General features: G+C 31.3%; 19 protein-coding genes and 1 other RNA gene. 2 read left to right on the forward strand and 18 right to left on the reverse strand.

What is annotated here, in order from left to right; translation table 11 throughout:
• Window positions 1-109 precede the first annotated feature (109 nt).
• Window positions 110-1,345, reverse strand: coding sequence for a serine hydroxymethyltransferase (locus KQI89_RS04215; RefSeq protein ID WP_216456037.1), 1,236 nt, complete (start codon window positions 1,343-1,345; stop codon window positions 110-112).
• A gap of 198 nt (window positions 1,346-1,543) precedes the next feature.
• Between KQI89_RS04215 and KQI89_RS04220 the strand changes: the two genes are divergently transcribed.
• Window positions 1,544-2,311, forward strand: a complete 768-nt coding sequence (locus tag KQI89_RS04220) for a threonine/serine exporter family protein (protein ID WP_032121872.1) — start codon at window positions 1,544-1,546, stop codon at window positions 2,309-2,311.
• A 1-nt stretch (window position 2,312) separates the two neighbouring features.
• Window positions 2,313-2,753 carry a threonine/serine exporter family protein gene (locus KQI89_RS04225; RefSeq protein WP_216456038.1) on the forward strand — a complete coding sequence of 147 codons (441 nt, stop codon included), beginning with the start codon at window positions 2,313-2,315 and terminating at the stop codon, window positions 2,751-2,753.
• Between the two features lie 75 nt (window positions 2,754-2,828).
• On the opposite strand, the gene KQI89_RS04230 is transcribed toward KQI89_RS04225, so the two are convergent.
• The 17 genes from KQI89_RS04230 to tgt form a co-directional block, all read right to left on the reverse strand.
• On the reverse strand, window positions 2,829-3,101 hold the full coding sequence (locus tag KQI89_RS04230; protein WP_032121874.1) for a metal-sensitive transcriptional regulator: 273 nt from the start codon (window positions 3,099-3,101) through the stop codon (window positions 2,829-2,831).
• A 93-nt stretch (window positions 3,102-3,194) separates the two neighbouring features.
• Window positions 3,195-3,376: non-coding RNA, 6S RNA (gene ssrS / locus KQI89_RS04235), on the reverse strand.
• A gap of 49 nt (window positions 3,377-3,425) precedes the next feature.
• Window positions 3,426-5,213, reverse strand: coding sequence for an aspartate--tRNA ligase (gene aspS, locus KQI89_RS04240; RefSeq protein ID WP_216456039.1), 1,788 nt, complete (start codon window positions 5,211-5,213; stop codon window positions 3,426-3,428).
• 21 nt (window positions 5,214-5,234) lie between these two features.
• Window positions 5,235-6,485, reverse strand: coding sequence for a histidine--tRNA ligase (gene hisS, locus KQI89_RS04245; RefSeq protein WP_216456660.1), 1,251 nt, complete (start codon window positions 6,483-6,485; stop codon window positions 5,235-5,237).
• Window positions 6,486-6,541: 56 nt separating this feature from the next.
• Window positions 6,542-7,975 carry a coproporphyrinogen III oxidase gene (locus KQI89_RS04250; protein ID WP_216456040.1) on the reverse strand — a complete coding sequence of 478 codons (1,434 nt, stop codon included), beginning with the start codon at window positions 7,973-7,975 and terminating at the stop codon, window positions 6,542-6,544.
• A 17-nt stretch (window positions 7,976-7,992) separates the two neighbouring features.
• Window positions 7,993-8,598, reverse strand: coding sequence for an MBL fold metallo-hydrolase (locus KQI89_RS04255; RefSeq protein ID WP_216456041.1), 606 nt, complete (start codon window positions 8,596-8,598; stop codon window positions 7,993-7,995).
• 19 nt (window positions 8,599-8,617) lie between these two features.
• Window positions 8,618-9,067, reverse strand: coding sequence for a D-aminoacyl-tRNA deacylase (dtd, locus tag KQI89_RS04260; protein WP_216456042.1), 450 nt, complete (start codon window positions 9,065-9,067; stop codon window positions 8,618-8,620).
• A gap of 14 nt (window positions 9,068-9,081) precedes the next feature.
• Window positions 9,082-11,259, reverse strand: a complete 2,178-nt coding sequence (locus KQI89_RS04265; protein WP_216456043.1) for a RelA/SpoT family protein — start codon at window positions 11,257-11,259, stop codon at window positions 9,082-9,084.
• Window positions 11,260-11,393: 134 nt separating this feature from the next.
• Window positions 11,394-11,912, reverse strand: coding sequence for an adenine phosphoribosyltransferase (locus tag KQI89_RS04270; RefSeq protein WP_032121880.1), 519 nt, complete (start codon window positions 11,910-11,912; stop codon window positions 11,394-11,396).
• A gap of 28 nt (window positions 11,913-11,940) precedes the next feature.
• Window positions 11,941-12,807: a DHH family phosphoesterase gene (locus KQI89_RS04275; protein WP_216456044.1), complete on the reverse strand. Its 867-nt coding sequence runs from the start codon at window positions 12,805-12,807 to the stop codon at window positions 11,941-11,943.
• 140 nt (window positions 12,808-12,947) lie between these two features.
• On the reverse strand, window positions 12,948-13,814 hold the full coding sequence (gene secF / locus KQI89_RS04280) for a protein translocase subunit SecF (RefSeq protein WP_216456045.1): 867 nt from the start codon (window positions 13,812-13,814) through the stop codon (window positions 12,948-12,950).
• A gap of 5 nt (window positions 13,815-13,819) precedes the next feature.
• Window positions 13,820-15,064, reverse strand: a complete 1,245-nt coding sequence (gene secD, locus KQI89_RS04285) for a protein translocase subunit SecD (protein WP_216456046.1) — start codon at window positions 15,062-15,064, stop codon at window positions 13,820-13,822.
• Between the two features lie 77 nt (window positions 15,065-15,141).
• Window positions 15,142-16,506, reverse strand: a complete 1,365-nt coding sequence (scfB, locus tag KQI89_RS04290) for a thioether cross-link-forming SCIFF peptide maturase (RefSeq protein ID WP_216456047.1) — start codon at window positions 16,504-16,506, stop codon at window positions 15,142-15,144.
• A 63-nt stretch (window positions 16,507-16,569) separates the two neighbouring features.
• A complete protein-coding gene (gene scfA, locus KQI89_RS04295) occupies window positions 16,570-16,707 on the reverse strand; it encodes a six-cysteine ranthipeptide SCIFF (protein ID WP_032121885.1) in 138 nt (45 codons plus the stop codon).
• A gap of 70 nt (window positions 16,708-16,777) precedes the next feature.
• Window positions 16,778-17,149, reverse strand: a complete 372-nt coding sequence (locus KQI89_RS04300; protein WP_032121886.1) for a TIGR04086 family membrane protein — start codon at window positions 17,147-17,149, stop codon at window positions 16,778-16,780.
• A 58-nt stretch (window positions 17,150-17,207) separates the two neighbouring features.
• Entirely contained in the window at window positions 17,208-17,498 is a 291-nt protein-coding gene (gene yajC / locus KQI89_RS04305; RefSeq protein ID WP_032121887.1) for a preprotein translocase subunit YajC, read from the reverse strand.
• A gap of 18 nt (window positions 17,499-17,516) precedes the next feature.
• Entirely contained in the window at window positions 17,517-18,647 is a 1,131-nt protein-coding gene (tgt, locus tag KQI89_RS04310; protein WP_216456048.1) for a tRNA guanosine(34) transglycosylase Tgt, read from the reverse strand.
• Between the last annotated feature and the right edge of the window lie 59 nt (window positions 18,648-18,706).

Genomic DNA, 18,706 nt, shown 5'->3' on the forward strand with positions numbered 1-18,706 from the left:
ATTTAAATCCTCCTAATTATCATGTAATATTACTAAATTATTATAACATATATAAATAAAAATAAAAATGTGAAGCTTAACTTCACATTTTTATTAAAAACTATTTTTTCTAATCATATAAAGGAAATTTCTTGCAAAGATTTACTACTTCTTCTCTTACATAAGAAAGATCCTTCTCTCTATTTTCTATAACTTCATTTATAAGTCTTGCTACTATTTTCATCTCTTCTTCTTTAAATCCTCTTGTTGTAACTGCTGGTGAACCAATTCTCATTCCGCTTGTTACAAATGGACTTAAAGTTTCAAAAGGAATAGTATTTTTATTTACTGTTATTCCTACTGTATCTAATAATTTTTCTGCATCTTTTCCTGTAATATTTTTATTAGTTAAATCTACTAATAATAAATGGTTATCTGTTCCATTAGAGACAAGTTTAAATCCGTAATTTACAAGTTCTTCTGCTAAAACCTTTGCGTTTTTAACTACTTGACTCATATATTCCTTAAAGGAATCTTGAAGAGCCTCCTCAAAACAAACAGCTTTTGCCGCTATAACATGCATTAAAGGACCACCTTGCATACCTGGGAATAAGCTCTTATCTACATCTTTTGCAAATTTTTCTTTACATAATATAGCTCCTCCTCTAGGTCCTCTTAAAGTTTTATGTGTAGTAGTAGTAACAAAGTCTGCATATGGTACTGGTGATGGATGAAGTCCTGCTGCTACTAATCCTGCTATATGAGCCATATCTACCATAAAGTATGCTCCAACTTCATCAGCTATTTCTCTAAATTTCTGAAAGTCAATAACTCTTGGATATGCACTAGCTCCAGCTACTATCATTTTAGGTTTATGTTCTAATGCTGCTTTTCTAACTTCTTCATAATCAATTTGTTCGTTCTCTTTATTTACACCATAAGAAACAAAATTAAATAACTTACCAGAGAAGTTAACTGGACTTCCATGGGTTAAATGTCCTCCATGACTTAAATCCATTCCTAAAACAGTATCTCCTGGTTTTAAAACTGCAAAATAAACCCCCATATTTGCTTGAGAGCCTGAGTGAGGTTGTACATTAGCATGCTCTGCATTAAATAATCTCTTCATTCTATATCTAGCTAAGTCCTCTGCTTTGTCTACAACCTCGCAACCACCATAATATCTTTTATGTGGATATCCTTCTGCATATTTATTTGTTAATGCTGAACCCATAGCCTCCATTACAGCTCTGCTAGTAAAGTTTTCTGAGGCTATTAATTCTATGTTATACTCCTGTCTGTCCATTTCCTCTTTGATGATATCTAGTATTTCTCTGTCAGACTTTTCTAAGTATGAAAATATCATATTCAACACTCCTTTAGATTCTAATAATAAATGAATAAAATCCTTCTACCATCATTATAAAATTCAATAGGATAATATTCAACTATAATTTACAATAAACTCAAAATAATTTTAATTTTCAAAACAACTCTATAAAATATTTTTCTGTGATATAATACTTTTTAGTACAGTAAACTATTTAGATAAGGAGCATTAATTATGGATGTAAATAAGATTATTTTTGTTGCTACAGAAGCTGGAAGAATAATTTTAGAGAATGGTGGCGAAACCTATAGAGTTGAAGAAACTATTCTAAGAATCTGCGATGCTTATCTAATAAAAAATGCAGACAGTTATGTTACTCCTACAGGAATTATGGTATCTGCTACGGACAAGTATGGCCATAACATATCTATAATAAAAAGAATAAAGAAAAGAACTGTAGATTTAGAAAAAATATCCCAAGTAAATGATCTATCACGAAGCATAAAATTAAAAGGAATGACTGCTGACGAATTCAGAGAAGAACTAAAAAAAATTGAGAATGCTCCTAGATATAGCTACAGGATTACTATACTAAGTGCTTGCTTAATTGCAGGATTTTTCACTCTTATGTTTGGAGGAGGCTTTGGAGACTTCATTGCTTCATTCCTCATTGGTGGTATCATACACTCTGTATCCATATATGCTTCTAAGTTAAACATAAATGCATTTTTTATAAATATTTTAGGAGGAATGTTATCAGCATTATTAGCTATAATATTTGTTTCAATTGGCATATCCTCTGATATAGATAAGATCATCATAGGTTCAATAATGTTATTGGTACCAGGAATTGCTATAACCAATGCTATAAGAGATACTATAGCTGGCGATTTAGTAGCAGGCTTAGCACGATCTGTTGAAGCCTTTTTAATTGCAATAGCTATTGCTGTTGGTTCAGGAATTGTACTTAGTTTTTGGCTTTTATTAAGTGGAGGTTTTTAAAATGATATTAAAATCAATTTATGCTTTTATTGCCACTTTAGGGTTTGCAATATTATTTAACATAAAGGGGAAAAAACTTTTTTTTGCATCCTTAGGAGGAGCTATGAGTTTCTTTTTTTATCTTTTATTTTTACAGCTAAACTTTTCAGAGTTGTCGGCTTTGTTTTTTAGTACTATAATTTTTAGTGTATACTCTGAAATATTAGCTAGATGTCTGAAAACTCCTGTTACAACCTTTACTATTTGTGCTTTAATACCTTTGGTTCCAGGAGGTGCTATGTACTATACTATGTTAGAATCTATCCAAGGAAATATAGGAAAGTCTCTAGAAATAGGTTTTAACACTATATGTAAAGCTGGAGCTTTAGCCATTGGAATTATAATTGTTTCCTCTACTTCAAGATTTATAAATGAAAATAGAAAAAGAAGTGAAATTTCTTAACCACATATTTATTAAAAATAACATTTGAAATAAATAAAAAAGAGTATCTATAAAAATCATAAATACTCTTTTAATTTATTTCAAAAACATTAGAAGAGTACTTACTAACTCTTCTATTTTTTCATTATTTTCACTGCTTTCTTCTAAATCCATGCAATTAATAGCATAATTTTCAAGCATTAAGCCCCCAACTTTATTTATTGCTGCTCTTACTGCTGCAATTTGAACAAGCATATCTTTACAGCAAACTTCCCTATCCACCATATTCTGAATTCCTTTTACTTGACCTTCAATTCTTCTTAAACGTACAATTATATCTTTTTTTAAATCAGCACTTCTATCTTCCATAAAAATCATCTCCTCATCTATGCCTATACCTATACCCCGTATAATACTATAGTTATTATATCATCCATTACTAAATATATCAACTAAGCAAAAAGAAATCCCATCTTGCCGTTCAATGAGCCTATGATTGAACCCAGTTCAACCAAAGTGGGTGTCCTCCTTTTAGCTTCTTGTATTTCATAAAAACATGAATTTCATTCTACTAAAAGAGAAAGGCTCCCTATCATCTAGATGTTGGAGCAATATATGCTCACAAACGCGCAAAACAGGAATTTATTTCTTTAATTATATTATAGTGTTTTTTCAGAATGTTTTCAACTTTAATTAATTATCTTCTTTTTCTCTTACACTAATACCCAACTCTTGAAGTTGCTTAGTATCTACCACATTAGGAGCCTCTGTCATTGGGCAGAATGCATTTTGGTTTTTAGGGAATGCAATAACATCTTTTATATTGTCTGTTCCTGATAAGAACATAACCATTCTATCAAATCCAAAAGCTAACCCACCATGTGGAGGAGGTCCAAATTTAAAGGCTTCTAGTAAAAATCCAAATCTCTCCCAAGCGCTTTCACTAGTAAATCCTAAAACATTAAACATCTTTTCTTGAAGTTTAGAATCATGAATTCTTATACTTCCACCGCCAAGCTCTTCTCCATTAAGAACCATATCATAAGCTTTAGCTCTAACTCTTCCTGGTTCTGATTCTAAATATGGAATATCTTCATCCATAGGGCATGTAAATGGATGATGTGCCGCTTGGTATCTATCCTCTTCTTCATTGTACTCTACCAATGGGAACTCTGTAACCCATAAGAAATTAAATTCTTTATTATCCTTTAGTAGTTCAAGCTTTTTAGCAAGTTCTAATCTTAAAGCACCTAGAGACTGGAATACCACACTGTTTTTATCTGCTACAATTAATACTAAATCGCCTACTTCAGCTCCTACAGTCTTAATTATTCCATTCATTTCGTCTTCCTTTAAGAACTTAGCTATGGGGGATTTTATTTCCTCTTCTTTTAATGCTATCCACGCTAATCCCTTTGCCTTATAAGTTTTTACAAATTCCCCTAGTCTATCGATATCTTTTCTTCCCATGGAAGCTCCGCCTTTAACACATATAGTTCTTACAGAACCGCCATTATCTAAAGCATCTTTAAACACCTTAAAATCAATTCCTTCTACTACAGAACTTATGTCATTTATCTCCATGCCAAATCTTAAATCCGGCTTATCTGAACCATATTTCTCCATAGCTTCTTTATAAGGAAGTCTTTTGAAAGGTGTTTTAACTTCCACACCTAACACTTCATTAAACACATAGGATACTAATCTTTCATTTATTGTCATAACATCCTCTGCTTCCACAAAGGACATTTCAAGGTCTACTTGAGTAAATTCTGGTTGTCTATTAGCTCTTAAATCTTCATCTCTAAAACATTTTACTATTTGAAAATATCTATCGAAACCTGATACCATCAATAATTGTTTAAATAATTGTGGTGATTGAGGTAATGCATAAAACATGCCTGGGTAATTTCTACTAGGAACTAAATAATCTCTTGCTCCTTCAGGTGTACTTTTAGTAAGCATAGGTGTTTCTACTTCTAAAAATCCTTCTTTATCTAAAAAGTCTCTTATAGCTTTTGCAGCCTTATGTCTTATATGAAAAATACTTTGCATATCTGGTCTTCTTAAATCTAGATATCTATATTTTAATCTTATAGATTCTGCTGCATCTAAGTCCTCTTTTATATATATAGGTGGAGTTTCAGATTCAGATAATATCTTAACACTTTCTGCCTTTAGCTCAACCATTCCTGTTGGCATATTTTCATTTACTGATTCTCTTTTTACAATGTTTCCTGTTACTGCAATACAATATTCTGGTTTTATAGAATCAGCTTTTATAAAAGCATCATTATTAATTTCTTCTCCAAAAACCACTTGAAGTATTCCAGTTCTATCTCTTAAATCAATAAAAAGAAGACCTCCTAAATTTCTCTTTCTTTGAACCCATCCCATAACAGTTATAGTTTTGTCTACATGTTCTTCTCTTAATTCTCCACACATAATTGTACGTTTAAGTCCGTTTAAAGCCTCGCCCATTATATTTCCTCCTGCGATAAATTATTTTTGTATGATTTCTATAAGTTCATTTAAGTTGGTTAAATCCACCTCAAATTGTTCTCCATCAACCATTCTTTTAAGTTTTGCTTTATTTTCTTTAAGTTCATTTTCACCAAGTATCATGGTGAAAGCCGCTCCTACTTTATTAGCATACTTCATTTGTGCCTTTACACTTCTCTTTAAATGATCGCATTCACACTTAACTCCCTTTTGCCTTAGTTTATAAGTAAACTTATATGCCTCTAAAGCAGCATCTCTGCCAATAGATCCTATATATAGTTCAATTACAGTAGGTTTTGGAATTTCTACATTTTCTTCCTCCAATGTCATAAGGAGCCTTTCCATTCCCATTCCAAATCCTACTGCTGGCATCTCAGGTCCACCAATCCCTTTTATTAAATAATCATATCTTCCTCCACCACAAACTGTGATGTTATCATTTACTATTTCGAATACTGTTTTGCTATAATAATCTAAACCTCTCACTATATAAGGGTCTACTTCATAAGTTATATCCATAGCCTTTAAGTGAGTTTTTAAATCTTCAAAGTGTTCCTTACAATCTTCACAAATATAATCTAGTATTACTGGTGCTTCCTTAGTTATAACTTTGCATTTTTCTTCTTTACAATCTAATATTCTCATAGGATTTCTATCATAACGAGTTTTACAAGTAGGGCATAACTCTTCAAAATTATCCTTTAAAAATCCTTTTAAAACCTCATTATACTTTGCCCTACAAACAGGACATCCTATACTATTTATTTTAAGTTTTAATCCTTTAACCCCAAACTCTCTATAAGCACTCATAGCAAGACTTATAATTTCAGCATCTAATGAAGCTCCTTCTCCCCCAAAAACTTCTACTCCAAACTGGTGATGCTGTCTCAATCTTCCTCTTTGTACATTTTCATAACGAAATACTGGAGTAAAATAGTATAATTTTGTAGGTTGCGCTTCACTATATAATCCGCTTTCTATGAAAGCTCTTACAGAAGGAGCAGTGCCCTCTGCTTTTAATGTAATGCTTCTGTCAGCTTTATCATTAAAAGTATACATTTCCTTTTGAACTACATCTGTGGTATCTCCCACTCCTCTTATAAATAGTTCTGTATGTTCAAATATAGGTGTTCTTATCTCTCTAAAGCCATAGTTTTCTGCTATGTTTGAAAGTTTATTTTCTATATAATGCCACTTATATCCATCCTGTGGTAACATGTCTTTTGTGCCTTTTGGCGCTTTTATAGTTATAGCCATTACATCACTTCCTTAAATAAAATTAATTCATATTATTAAATCTTTAAAGATTATAAGTTATATAATGTATTTAATAAATCTTTTTTCTTTTCTATCATCTCATCAATTCTATTTACATATTCTCTTATATCTTTAACATTAGGAAATCTTTCAATTCTATTCTCATCTAAAAACACAACTTTTGAAACTGCATCTGCCCCAAAAGCAATTATGGTCTGCTTTTCTTCGATCATTTGTATGTTATATATACACTCCATCCCCGGAATTGAATAACCCACATTTTCCATGTTTCCTACCATATTTTTTTGTCTATACATATAATAAGGAATCATTCCTAATTCTTTTGCAGTATCTTTTGTAGCTTCATACATTTTTATAAGTTCCTTTTGGTCAGCTATTTCATAAATTTTATTTAACTTTAGATCCTCATATAATCTGGAGGCTCTTTTTATAGAAAGCCCATGCACCGTTATACTTTCAGGAGCCAAAGATTTTATCATATCTAAAGTGGTGTTCATATGGCTAACCTTTTCTCCCGGAAGTCCCACTATTATATCCATATTAATATTATTGAAACCTAATCTTCTAGCAAGATTAAATTTATCTATAACATCCTTTGCAGAATGCATCCTTCCAATAAGTTTGAGTGTATCATCGTTCATAGATTGAGGGTTAATACTTATTCTATCTACAGCGTACCTTTTCATAGACTTTAATTTTGTTTCCGTTATGGAGTCTGGCCTGCCACATTCTACAGTAAACTCTCTTACTTTAAAGTCTAAAACTAAATTTTCATAGATATTTTTCATCACATATTCAAAATTATCATCATCAACAGCAGTAGGAGTACCTCCTCCAAAATATACTGTATCTATCTCTATAGATTTTGATTTTATAAAGCTGGATACCTCTTTTATTTCTCTTACTAACGCATTTAAATAGGGTTCTACTAATCTTTTATTTCCTGCTATAGGATTAGAAGTAAAGGAGCAGTATAGGCATCTTGTAGGACAAAAAGGCATTCCTACATATATGCTAACTTTGTTTTTATCAACATTTATAAACTTCTCTTCATACTTTGCAATCTCTATACAAAGCTCAACCTTATCTTTTTTTGTGAGGTTTCTATGCTGAAAACGCTCAATTATCTCTTTCTCAGAATATCCATCCTTTAATAGAGCTAATGCTATTTTACTAGGCCTAATACCTATTAAAGTTCCCCAAGGTAATTCAATACCATATAACTTACTAAAATAACTATAAATATACTTTTTTATTTCTTCTTTTATGGGTACACCCTTTGAAAACTGAAACTCTTTAGAATAATCTTTGTTTCCTATTTCCATATAGTCCTTATCTATATGAACATAAAAATTCTCATCTGATTCGACAAAATCGATATCCTCTAAACTGTGGAATAAGTTAATAATTTGATAAACTTCATACCTATAGCTCATATCGTTTAATTTTATATTAATGCCCATAGTTACTCCTATTCCTATTACAAAAATGGATTTCTTTTCTTTTCTCCTCCAATAGTGGATTCAGGTCCATGTCCTGGATAAACTATTACTTCATCGCTTAAAACCATTAATTTATTCTTTATGCTACTTATTATAGTGTCAAAATCTCCTCCAGGTAAATCTGTTCTTCCTATTGAACCTGCGAACAAAGTATCTCCTGTAAACACCTTATCTTCTAATAAAAAACTTATACAACCAGGAGTATGTCCCGGAGTTTCTATTACTTTTATGGTTTTATTTCCTATATCTACAGTATCTCCATCTTTTAATGTTAAGTCAGCTTTTTTATCCTTTCCAAAGCTACCAAACATATAAGATCCATTTGACATAAGTGCTTCATCTTTCTCACTTATTCCTATTGGGGATCCATATCTTTTCTGTAAATTTATAACCCCCCCTGTATGATCGGCATGACCATGAGTTAACATTATATACTTTACTTTAGCTCCTATTTCTTCTATTACAGAAATTATGTCATCCTCATCTCCACCAGGATCTAAAACTACAGCTTCTTTACTTTCCTCGTCCATGATAACATAGCAATTTGCAGCATAAATTCCTGCTGGTATCCTCTTGATTATCATATCTAAACCAACCTCCATTTTAAAAAGTTTTTTTACTCTCTAGTATTAAAGTTACCGGCCCATCATTTTCAATAGATACTTTCATATCAGCGCCAAAAACTCCTGTTTCTACTTTTAAATCACACTCTTTACATAGACTTACAAAATGTTCATACAGCTTTTCTGCCTCTTCTCCAGATAATGCATTCATAAAATTTGGTCTTCTTCCTTTTCTGCAATCCCCATATAATGTAAACTGCGAAACTATGAGAATTTCTCCGCTAACTTCCATTAAAGACTTATTCATCTTTCCTTCTTCATCTTCAAATACCCTAAGATTTAGTATCTTATCCCTCAAATACTTTGCATCTTCTATGGTATCTTCTTTTGAAATACCTAAAAGTATATTAAATCCTGTACCAATACTAGAAATAACTTTTCCTTCTACAGTTACACTAGAATTTAATACTCTTTGAATTACAGCTCTCAAAATTTTCACATCCTTTAATACTTTCTTCTGTATACCTCAATTACTCCCTTGGTTCTTTTAATCTTTTTCATAAGTTCTTTTAGTTGTTCAATATCATTTATCTTTAATTTTATATTAATAGTAGCTATATTTCCCTTTGCTGATTTGGCATTAATAGCATGTAGATTCATTCTAGATTCTGTAATAATCATCATAATATCCGTTAATAATCCACTTCTATCTTCTGCTTTTAATTGTAATTCAGAGATATACCCATCTACCCTATTCCTACCCCATTCCACTTCTACAAACTTTTCTCTATCGTTCATATCCATGCTTTGTATGTTTTTACAGTCTGTCCTGTGTACTGATATACCTCTTCCTTTTGTTATATAACCTATTATATTATCTCCAGGTACTGGGTTGCAACATTTTGCAAATCTTACAAGTACATTAGTGAGCCCTTTTACAGTTATTCCGTAATCTCTATCACTTTTATCCTTTTCTCTATCTTTACTAAAGTCTTCTTCTGTAATTTTGGCTTGTAAATTTTCTAAAGCATTTTTATAGTTAATATTCACTTCTTTTAACCTATTAACAATAATAGAAGGTATAAGCATCCCCATTCCAATAGAGGCAAATAAATCTTCTATACTATTTAAATTATATCTTTTTAAAAGTTTATCAAATCCTTCACCTTTAGCTATTTCTCCAAAATTACAGCCCTGCCTTTTTGCTTCTTTTTCAAGTAATTCTTTACCTTTAGATATATTTTCTTCTCTTTTCTCTTTTTTAAACCAAGCTCTTATCTTACTTTTTGCCTGATTACTTTTTGCAACATTCAACCAATCAATACTTGGTCCTTTTGGAGATGTAGAAGTTAAAATTTCAACTATTTCTCCAGTTTTAAGCTTATAGTCTAGTGTAACCATTTTGCCATTTACCTTTGCACCTATACATCTATTTCCTATGTCCGTATGAATTCTATAGGCAAAGTCTATAGGTGTAGCTTCATAAGGTAAATTTATAACTACACCCTTAGGTGTAAATACAAAGACTTCATCTGAAAATAAATCTATTTTAAACCCTTCCATAAACTCTTCTGCATCGGAAGTTTCTTTTTGCCATTCTAACATATCTCTAAGCCAGGATAGCTTAGCATCAAAATCTCCTTCTTCTCCCTCACTACCCTCTTTATACTTCCAGTGAGCAGCTATACCGTATTCAGCAGTTTTATGCATTTCAAAGGTTCTTATCTGTATCTCAAAAGTCTTTCCTTGAGGTCCTATTACGGTGGTATGAAGAGATTGATACATATTTGGTTTAGGCATAGCAATATAGTCTTTAAATCTTCCTGGAATAGGTTTATAAACTGTATGAACTATCCCAAGTACTGCATAACAATCTTTAATGGTATCCACAAGAATTCTTATGGCTGTTAAATCAAATATTTGATCTATAGTTTTATTTTTGTTAACCATTTTTCTATATATACTATAGAAATGTTTTGGTCTACCCTCGATATCTGATTCAATAGAAGCATTTTCTAATCTACTATTAAGATCAGATATTATCATACTTATATATTCTTCTCTTTCTGCTCTTTTTTCTGCAATTCTTCTTACTAAATCATAATATTCATTAGCATTCATATATCTAAATGCCAAATCTTCTAACTCCCATTTCATCTTAAACATTCCAAGTCTATGAGCTAAAGGAGCATATATATCAAAAGTTTCTTTAGCTTTTTCCTTTTGTTTTTCTACAGGCATATATTTTAAAGTACGCATATTGTGTAATCTATCTGCTAATTTTATGAGGATAACTCTTATATCTTTTGTCATAGCAAGAAGCATCTTTCTTACATTATCAGCTTGCTGCTCTTCTTTAGTTTTATATTTTATCTTTCCAAGCTTAGTAACTCCATCTACAAGTATAGCTACTTCTTCATTAAATTCTTTTTTTATATCTTCAAAACTATAATCAGTATCTTCTACAACATCATGAAGTAGGCCCGCAGCTATAGTATTAGCATCCATGCCAAACTCTGCTAAAATGCAGGCAACCTCAATAGGATGAACTATATAAGGTTCACCAGATTCTCTTCTTTGCTTTTCATGAGCATTATCAGCTAACATATATGCTCTTCTAATAAAGTCCTTATCTACATTATTACAATTTTTATCAATTTTCCTCATTAATTTTTCTAGCATCTAGATTACTCTCCTCTAAAAAACTTTCTTATATACTAAATATATCTAATCTTTAGTGTTAAAGTCAAAGGCTGGTTATATAACCAGCCATTTTTTTATAATTATATAATATAGTTTAACACATTTCAATGAGGTTATATATCATATTGTACTAAAGACATAACGTCATAACCTTGAAGTTTATCTCTACCTTTAAGTTCTGTAAGTTCTATTACAAAATCTATAGCTTCAACTTTTCCACCTATATTTTCTACAAGATTTGCTACAGAACATATTGTTCCACCTGTTGCAAGTAAATCATCGATTATAGCTACTCTTTGACCAGGCTTTATAGAATCGCTATGAATTTCTAATATATCGCTTCCATATTCTAAATCATATTCATCACTTATAGTGTCAAAAGGAAGTTTTCCTTTTTTTCTAACAGGAACAAATCCCACTCCTAGAGCATATGCCACAGGAACTCCAAATATAAATCCCCTTGCTTCCGGTCCAACTATCACATCTATTTTTTTATCTTTTAGGTGATTAGCTATATGATCTATAGTTTTTCTTAGAGAGTCTCCATCTCCTATAAGCGTAGTAATATCCTTAAAACTTATACCTTCCTTCGGAAAATTCTCTATTATCCTTATTTTCTCTTTAAAATCCATCTTATATTCCTCCACAAATCACATAATATTATGTATTTAAAATATTATTATTTACTTCTTTACTTAAATACTTGGCTATTTGGGCAGCTCTATAAGCATCATTAGTAGTAAGAAGTTCTACCACAATACGAGCATTGTCCATTCTTCCTATAGCATTTAAAGTAGGGGTCAATAAAAAAACTATATTTTTTAAGTTTTTATAATTGAACTCATGAATATTATGATATTTCATTAAAGCCCTTAACCCATAATTATTTGTATGAGGAAGGTAACTAAGTCCTCCTTCATATATTATGCTATTTTCTCCCTTAAGAGCTTTACCTGAAGCTAAGGTACCCAGCATAACAAGATCTATATATTTATTTATACTCTTCATATTATAATAACTAGCTATAGCTTGACACAATTTAAATACAACTCCACTATTAGATAGTTCTTTTTCTTTATAATTAGAACCTTTTAAGTTGGGATTTATTACAAGGGAATGGATTAAATTATCTTCTGATTTGTTATCAGTAACAATAATATCCATACCTATGTTTTTGCATAATACTTCCTGTTCTAGGGATTCTATTGAGCACCCTATAGAGATTAAAACATCAGCCCCTAAAAACTTAATATGATTCTTTATTACTTCACTGTCTAGTTTACAATTTTCATTTATGTTTTCTGAAATGTAATATTCTACATCTGCATTTAAATATTTTAAAACCAATAATAATAAGGACACTCCAAATATACTATCTACATCTGAAGAGCCATATATCACTATCTTCTCACGCTCATTAATGGCTTTAACTAGCCTATCAATGGTAAGCTTCATATTATTCAACATAAATGGGTCATATTCATACCATTGTTTAGAGCTATATATGCTCCCACCATTTTTGTGCATAGTTAAACTCCTCCAAATTACTTAGAAAACAAATATAATTATAATTGAAAATACCCATTTTTACAAACATTTTTATGTAGAAAACAACATAAATCTTCAATTAACATCGAAGATTTATGTACATAGCTTATTATTCAGTACTAAGCTCTAACCTTGGCCTTTTTTAATTTCTTTTTAAGTACCACCCATAATGGGCTTGCAACAAAGATTGAAGAATAAGATCCACACAATATTCCTACTATTATTGGAAAGGCAAATTCTCTAACTGTAGGCACAAATATATAAACAGAAACTATGGTTATTAAAGTAGTTAAAACTGTATTAATAGACCTTGTAAGAGTTTGATTTATACTTATATCTGCAACCTCTTCTATATCTTTCCTTCTCATGGACTTAAGATTTTCTCTTATTCTATCAAATATTACTATAGTATCATTTATAGAATAACCAACTATAGTAAGAATCGCTGCAATAAAAGGAGAGTTTACTGGTATTTTAAATAAGGAGTAAACTCCTAAAGTTATGAGCACATCATGGAGAAGTGCTAATATAGCTGCTAATCCAAAATAAAATTCAAACCTTATGCCTACATATACTAACATACCTGCAGTAGCTATAAGCAGAGCTATAATTGCCTTTTTTGCTAGTTCTTTTCCTATAGAAGCGCCTATCTCTTCTTGCGAAGCTAAGGCAGTATCTTCAAGGGAATATTTTTCTTTTATCTCTTTAAACATCTCTGAAACTTTACTTATTTCTAAATTGTTGCTTTTTATTTCTAATTGAGAATTTTCTATTTTAGTGGTAACTGCATCATTGGCATATTTCTTTATGATTTCTTCAACTTCTAATTTAGAGAAGTCTTTTCCGAAATCTATTACAACCATTGTACCACCTTTAAAATCTATACCAAAGTTTAATCCATTAATAGCTAAAGAAGCTAAACCTACAACTATTAAAATCAAAGATATGGAAAACCATAATTTAGTTTTTTCTACTATCTTAAGCACGAGCACTACCCCCTCTTTACACCAAATCTAGATGGTTTACTTAGAAGCCCCATATTTACAGCTAATTTTATGAATAACCTTGTGATCGTTATAGCAGTAAACATACTTAAAATAATACCTATCATCAAAGTTAAAGCAAAACCCTTCACTGCTCCAGAACCTAAGTAGTATAACACAATACCAGCAATGATTGTAGTTATGTTTGAATCTAATATTGAAGAAAGTGCTCTATGGAATCCAGAATCTATAGATGCCTTTATAGATTTTCCTGTTTTCAACTCTTCTCTTATTCTTTCAAATATAAGTACATTGGCATCCACAGCCATCCCTATAGTTAATAAGAATCCTGCAATTCCTGGCAATGTTAGTACTGCACCTATATATACAAATACAAACAATACTAGTAAAATGTATAAAGCTAAAGCAATATCTGCTAATAAACCAGGAACCTTATAATATACTATCATAAAAACAAATACTAATAATATACCTATAGTTCCTGCTTTTAAACTGCTAGGTATAGCTGTAGCCCCTAAAGTAGGTCCAATAGTCTTAACTGATGCTGTCTTTAAGGTAACAGGAAGAGCTCCTGATTGTATTATACCAGCTATTTTTTTAGCTTCTTCATAGTTTCTATTACCTGTAATAGTAGCCTTTCCATCAGTTATAACACTTTGCACTTGAGGATCTGTTAATTTTTCATCATCCATATATATAGCTATGTTTTTATATATATACTTTTCAGTAGCCTCAGCAAACTTTTTAGTTCCCTCGCTATTTAACTCTAATCCAATTATATTTTGCCCCTTTTCATCTACATAAGCTGTTGCTTTTTGGACGTCCTTACCTGTAAGTATAGTGTCATTTTCAGGACCTACAAATTTTAATTCTCCAGTCTTTGTTAGAGTATCTACAACAGCATTTGAATCAAAACTTCCAGGGATATCTACTCTTATCCTACGATCCCCTTCAGTAGTTACACTGGTTTCACTTACTCCTAATTTATTTACCCTCATTGAAAGTAATTCTTTGGTTCTCTCTAAATCTTCATTAGAAACCTTCTCTTCAGAAACAATTTCTTGAAGCACTGAAACTCCACCCTGTAGATCTAGTCCTTTACTTATAACTTTATCAAAAGACTTAATCTCATAACCTCCAATTTCTAAACCAAAGGCTCCAGCATAACCCAAAAATGTAATTATCGCAATTATTCCAATAAATAAAAGAGTACTTTTACCTTTTGACTTCATTTTTATCCCCCTCGCTAAATACTGATAGGCTTTATTATATCCTTTAGCATATTATTAGTCAATAATGTATATTTTTTCTAATTCTCTTCCATCATCTTAGCTTTTAAGGCTATAGCACACTCAATTCTTTTCTTTTGCATTTTACATCCTAACTCATAAGGAATATGCATATCTCCATTAAAATTAAAGTTGTTAGCTTGGCAGCCACCACTACAGTAGAATCTAGCCCAACATTCCTTACACTTTGGCTTATTATAAATATGAGCCTTTCTAAAAGTATTTGAAATTTCCATATCTAAATCACCTTCAAATATATTACCCATTAAAAACTCTTTGTTTCCTACAAATTGATGACATGGGTAAACTTCTCCATCTGGTGTTACGGCTATATATTCATGTCCAGCTCCACAGCCAGATATTCTCTTATATACACAAGGACCACCTTGAAGGTCTATATTAAAGTGATAGAACTTAAATTCTTTTCCTTCTCTATGTCTCTTTAGCATTTCCTCATACAACTTATCATATTGATTAAATATAGTGTTTAAATCTTCATCCCTTAAAGAAAGTTCATGCTCTTTTGGAAGAACTACAGGTTCTATAGATATCTCATCAAAACCTTCGTTTACAAGAGACATAACATCTTCAAAAAAGTCAGTATTTTCTCTTGTGAAAGTTCCTCTAACATAATATTGTTTAGATTTATCTCTTTTTTCTACCATCTCTTTTATTTTAGGTAATATGGCTTTATGAGTGCCAGTTCCGTCTCTTCTTACTCTAACGGCATCATTTACAGACTCTCTGCCATCTATAGACAGTATTATATTTCCCATGTTTTTATCTAAATATTCCATTATTTCATCATTTAGTAAGGTAGCATTGGTAGTCATAGTAAATCTAATGTTTTTATTATGAATTTTTTCCTGTTCTCTTGCATAATCTACTATCTGCTTTATATTTTTAAAAGCCATCAAAGGCTCTCCTCCAAATAAATCCACTTCAATATTTTTTCTTGGCCCTGATTTTTCTATAACAAAATCTATGGCCTTTTTACCTACTTCAACGGACATCGCCTTTCTTGCACCCTTATATTCTCCTTCGTCTGCAAAACAATATTTACATCTTAGGTTACAATCATGGATGATATTTAGACATAACGCTTTTATATATGAAGAAGACCTATCATTTTGAGCAATATCTTCATATAAATCTAAAGAATATAAAAGTCCTTCTCCCATAAGCTCTTTTATATCTGATAAAGCTTCCTTTATTTCTTCTTCCTTATATTTATCTTTTAATCTTTCTATTAATACTTCTTCCTTTTGTAGCTTGTCCTGATCTAAAATATCGTATACAAGCTCATCTACTACATGTAGACTTCCACTATTTACATCTATAACATAATATTCTTCATCTTGAATAAACTTATGTATCAATGACATTAAAATTCCTCCTAACAAACATAAAGCAGTAACTTTAGTAGTTACTGCCATGCATTTTGAAAATTAGTTCTCACAAGCTAAGTTAGCAACTGTGCAAGAAGTTTTACATGCAGATTGACATGAGTTTGCACACTCTTTACATCCTGGTTTACTTAAGCTGTTTTTTATATTAGCCTTATTTAAAGTCTTGATATGTTTCATGTCCTCATCCTCCATTCATCAACTTTTCCTGTATTATTATACCACGATTAAAGGTTTAAATAAAGAGTTTTTATATATTTATCCCTAACATTCCAGATAAAGCCCCTACAGCTAAGGCTATAATCATCCTATATAAAGCATATATATCCATAATTTCCGAAAAGCCCCTCATCGTTCCTGATATTAGCATTATTAAAATCATATATACCAAAGCTAACATCACACCGCTTATCCACCCTTTTTTCTCATTTGCTTTAGCCACATAAATAGCTCCAAATACTATACTTAAGCAAGTGATTATAAGATACACAACAGAGTTTACTTTCCCACTTACATCTATAAAGTTCATCAGCACTGAATAAATAATAATCATAACTACTGTTATTAGAAGAGATCTTATGGTACCCTTTATTACATTTACCATGAAATATTTTTTATCCAAAATAAAACACCCCCTATCTACTAATAATTATGAAGATAGAGGATAATTTATTACACTATTATTCTTCTGCTACTACGTCTTCATGTTCAGTTAAAACACTAGCAATTCCTTGTTTCGATATTTTAAGTCTTGCTCTATCAGGACCACTTTCAAGTATAATATAGTCGTCCTTCACATTAACAATCTTCCCCATAATTCCACCACGTGTTAGTATTTCATCATTTAGCTTTAAGGCTTCTAACATGGCTGAATATTTTTTCCTTCTTTTTCTCTCTGGAATAAAGACGATAGCATAAAATAATCCTAACATCAATATTATAGTGAGAATACCACTTGCATTTTGCGGCATATTAATACTCCTCCTTTCTTAAGCTTTTCCTCCCCATTGAGAGAGTTTTTCTTTTTTAAACTCTGAGAAATAATCACCATCTATGGCATCTCTTATTTCTTCCATTAGTTTATTATAAAAATATAAATTATGCAATACACAAAGCCTCATAGCTAGCATCTCTTTAGCTTTAAACAAATGCCTAATGTAAGCCCTTGTATAATGCTTGCAAGCTGGACATTGGCATCCTTGGTCAATAGGAGCTGTATCAAGTTCAAATTTTGCATTCATAAGATTAATTTTACCATCTTTAGTAAATACATGTCCATGCCTACCATTTCTAGCAGGTAGAACGCAATCAAAAAAGTCTACTCCTCTTTCTACAGCTTCTAGGATATTACTTGGGAGTCCTACCCCCATAAGATATATAGGTTTATCCTCTGGAAGATAAGGTACCACAGAATCAATAATCCTATACATTTCCTCATGAGTTTCTCCTACTGCTAACCCACCTATAGCATATCCATCTAAATCTAGTTTTGCTATGGTTTTAGCATGCTCTATCCTTATATCATCATATACTCCACCTTGATTAATTCCAAATAACATCTGATTTTTGTTAACTGTATTTTCTAAAGTATTTAACCTATCCATTTCATTTTTGCATCTTATTAACCATCTTGTAGTTCTTTCTACTGAATTTTCAACGTATTCTCTTGGTGAGGGATTTGGTATGCACTCATCAAAAGCCATAGCTATAGTAGATCCTAAGTTGCTTTGAATCTGCATGCTCTCCTCAGGCCCCATAAAAATCCTTTTACCATCTATATGAGAATTAAAATAAACTCCTTCTTCTTTAATTTTCCTCATACTAGCTAAGGAAAATACCTGAAACCCACCGGAATCAGTTAATATAGGTCTATCCCAATTCATAAATTTATGTATTCCGCCTAACTGTCTTACCACTTTATCCCCTGGTCTTAGATGGAGATGATAAGTATTAGAAAGTTCCACCTGGCATCCTATTTCTTTAAGGTCCATGGAAGATACTGCCCCTTTTATAGCAGCTAAAGTTCCTACATTCATAAAAACTGGAGTTTGAATTGTTCCATGAGGAGTTTTAAACTCTCCACGCCTAACCTTACCAGTTTTTTTTAGTAATTTGTACATTGTCTCACCCTTTTCATTTAAGTATTATATTCTAAAGTTTTATAAGTAATTCTTAGTTT

The sequence above is a fragment of the Clostridium simiarum genome, from assembly GCF_018919175.1.
In the GTDB taxonomy this organism is placed as follows: Bacteria; Bacillota; Clostridia; order Clostridiales; family Clostridiaceae; genus Clostridium_L; species Clostridium_L simiarum.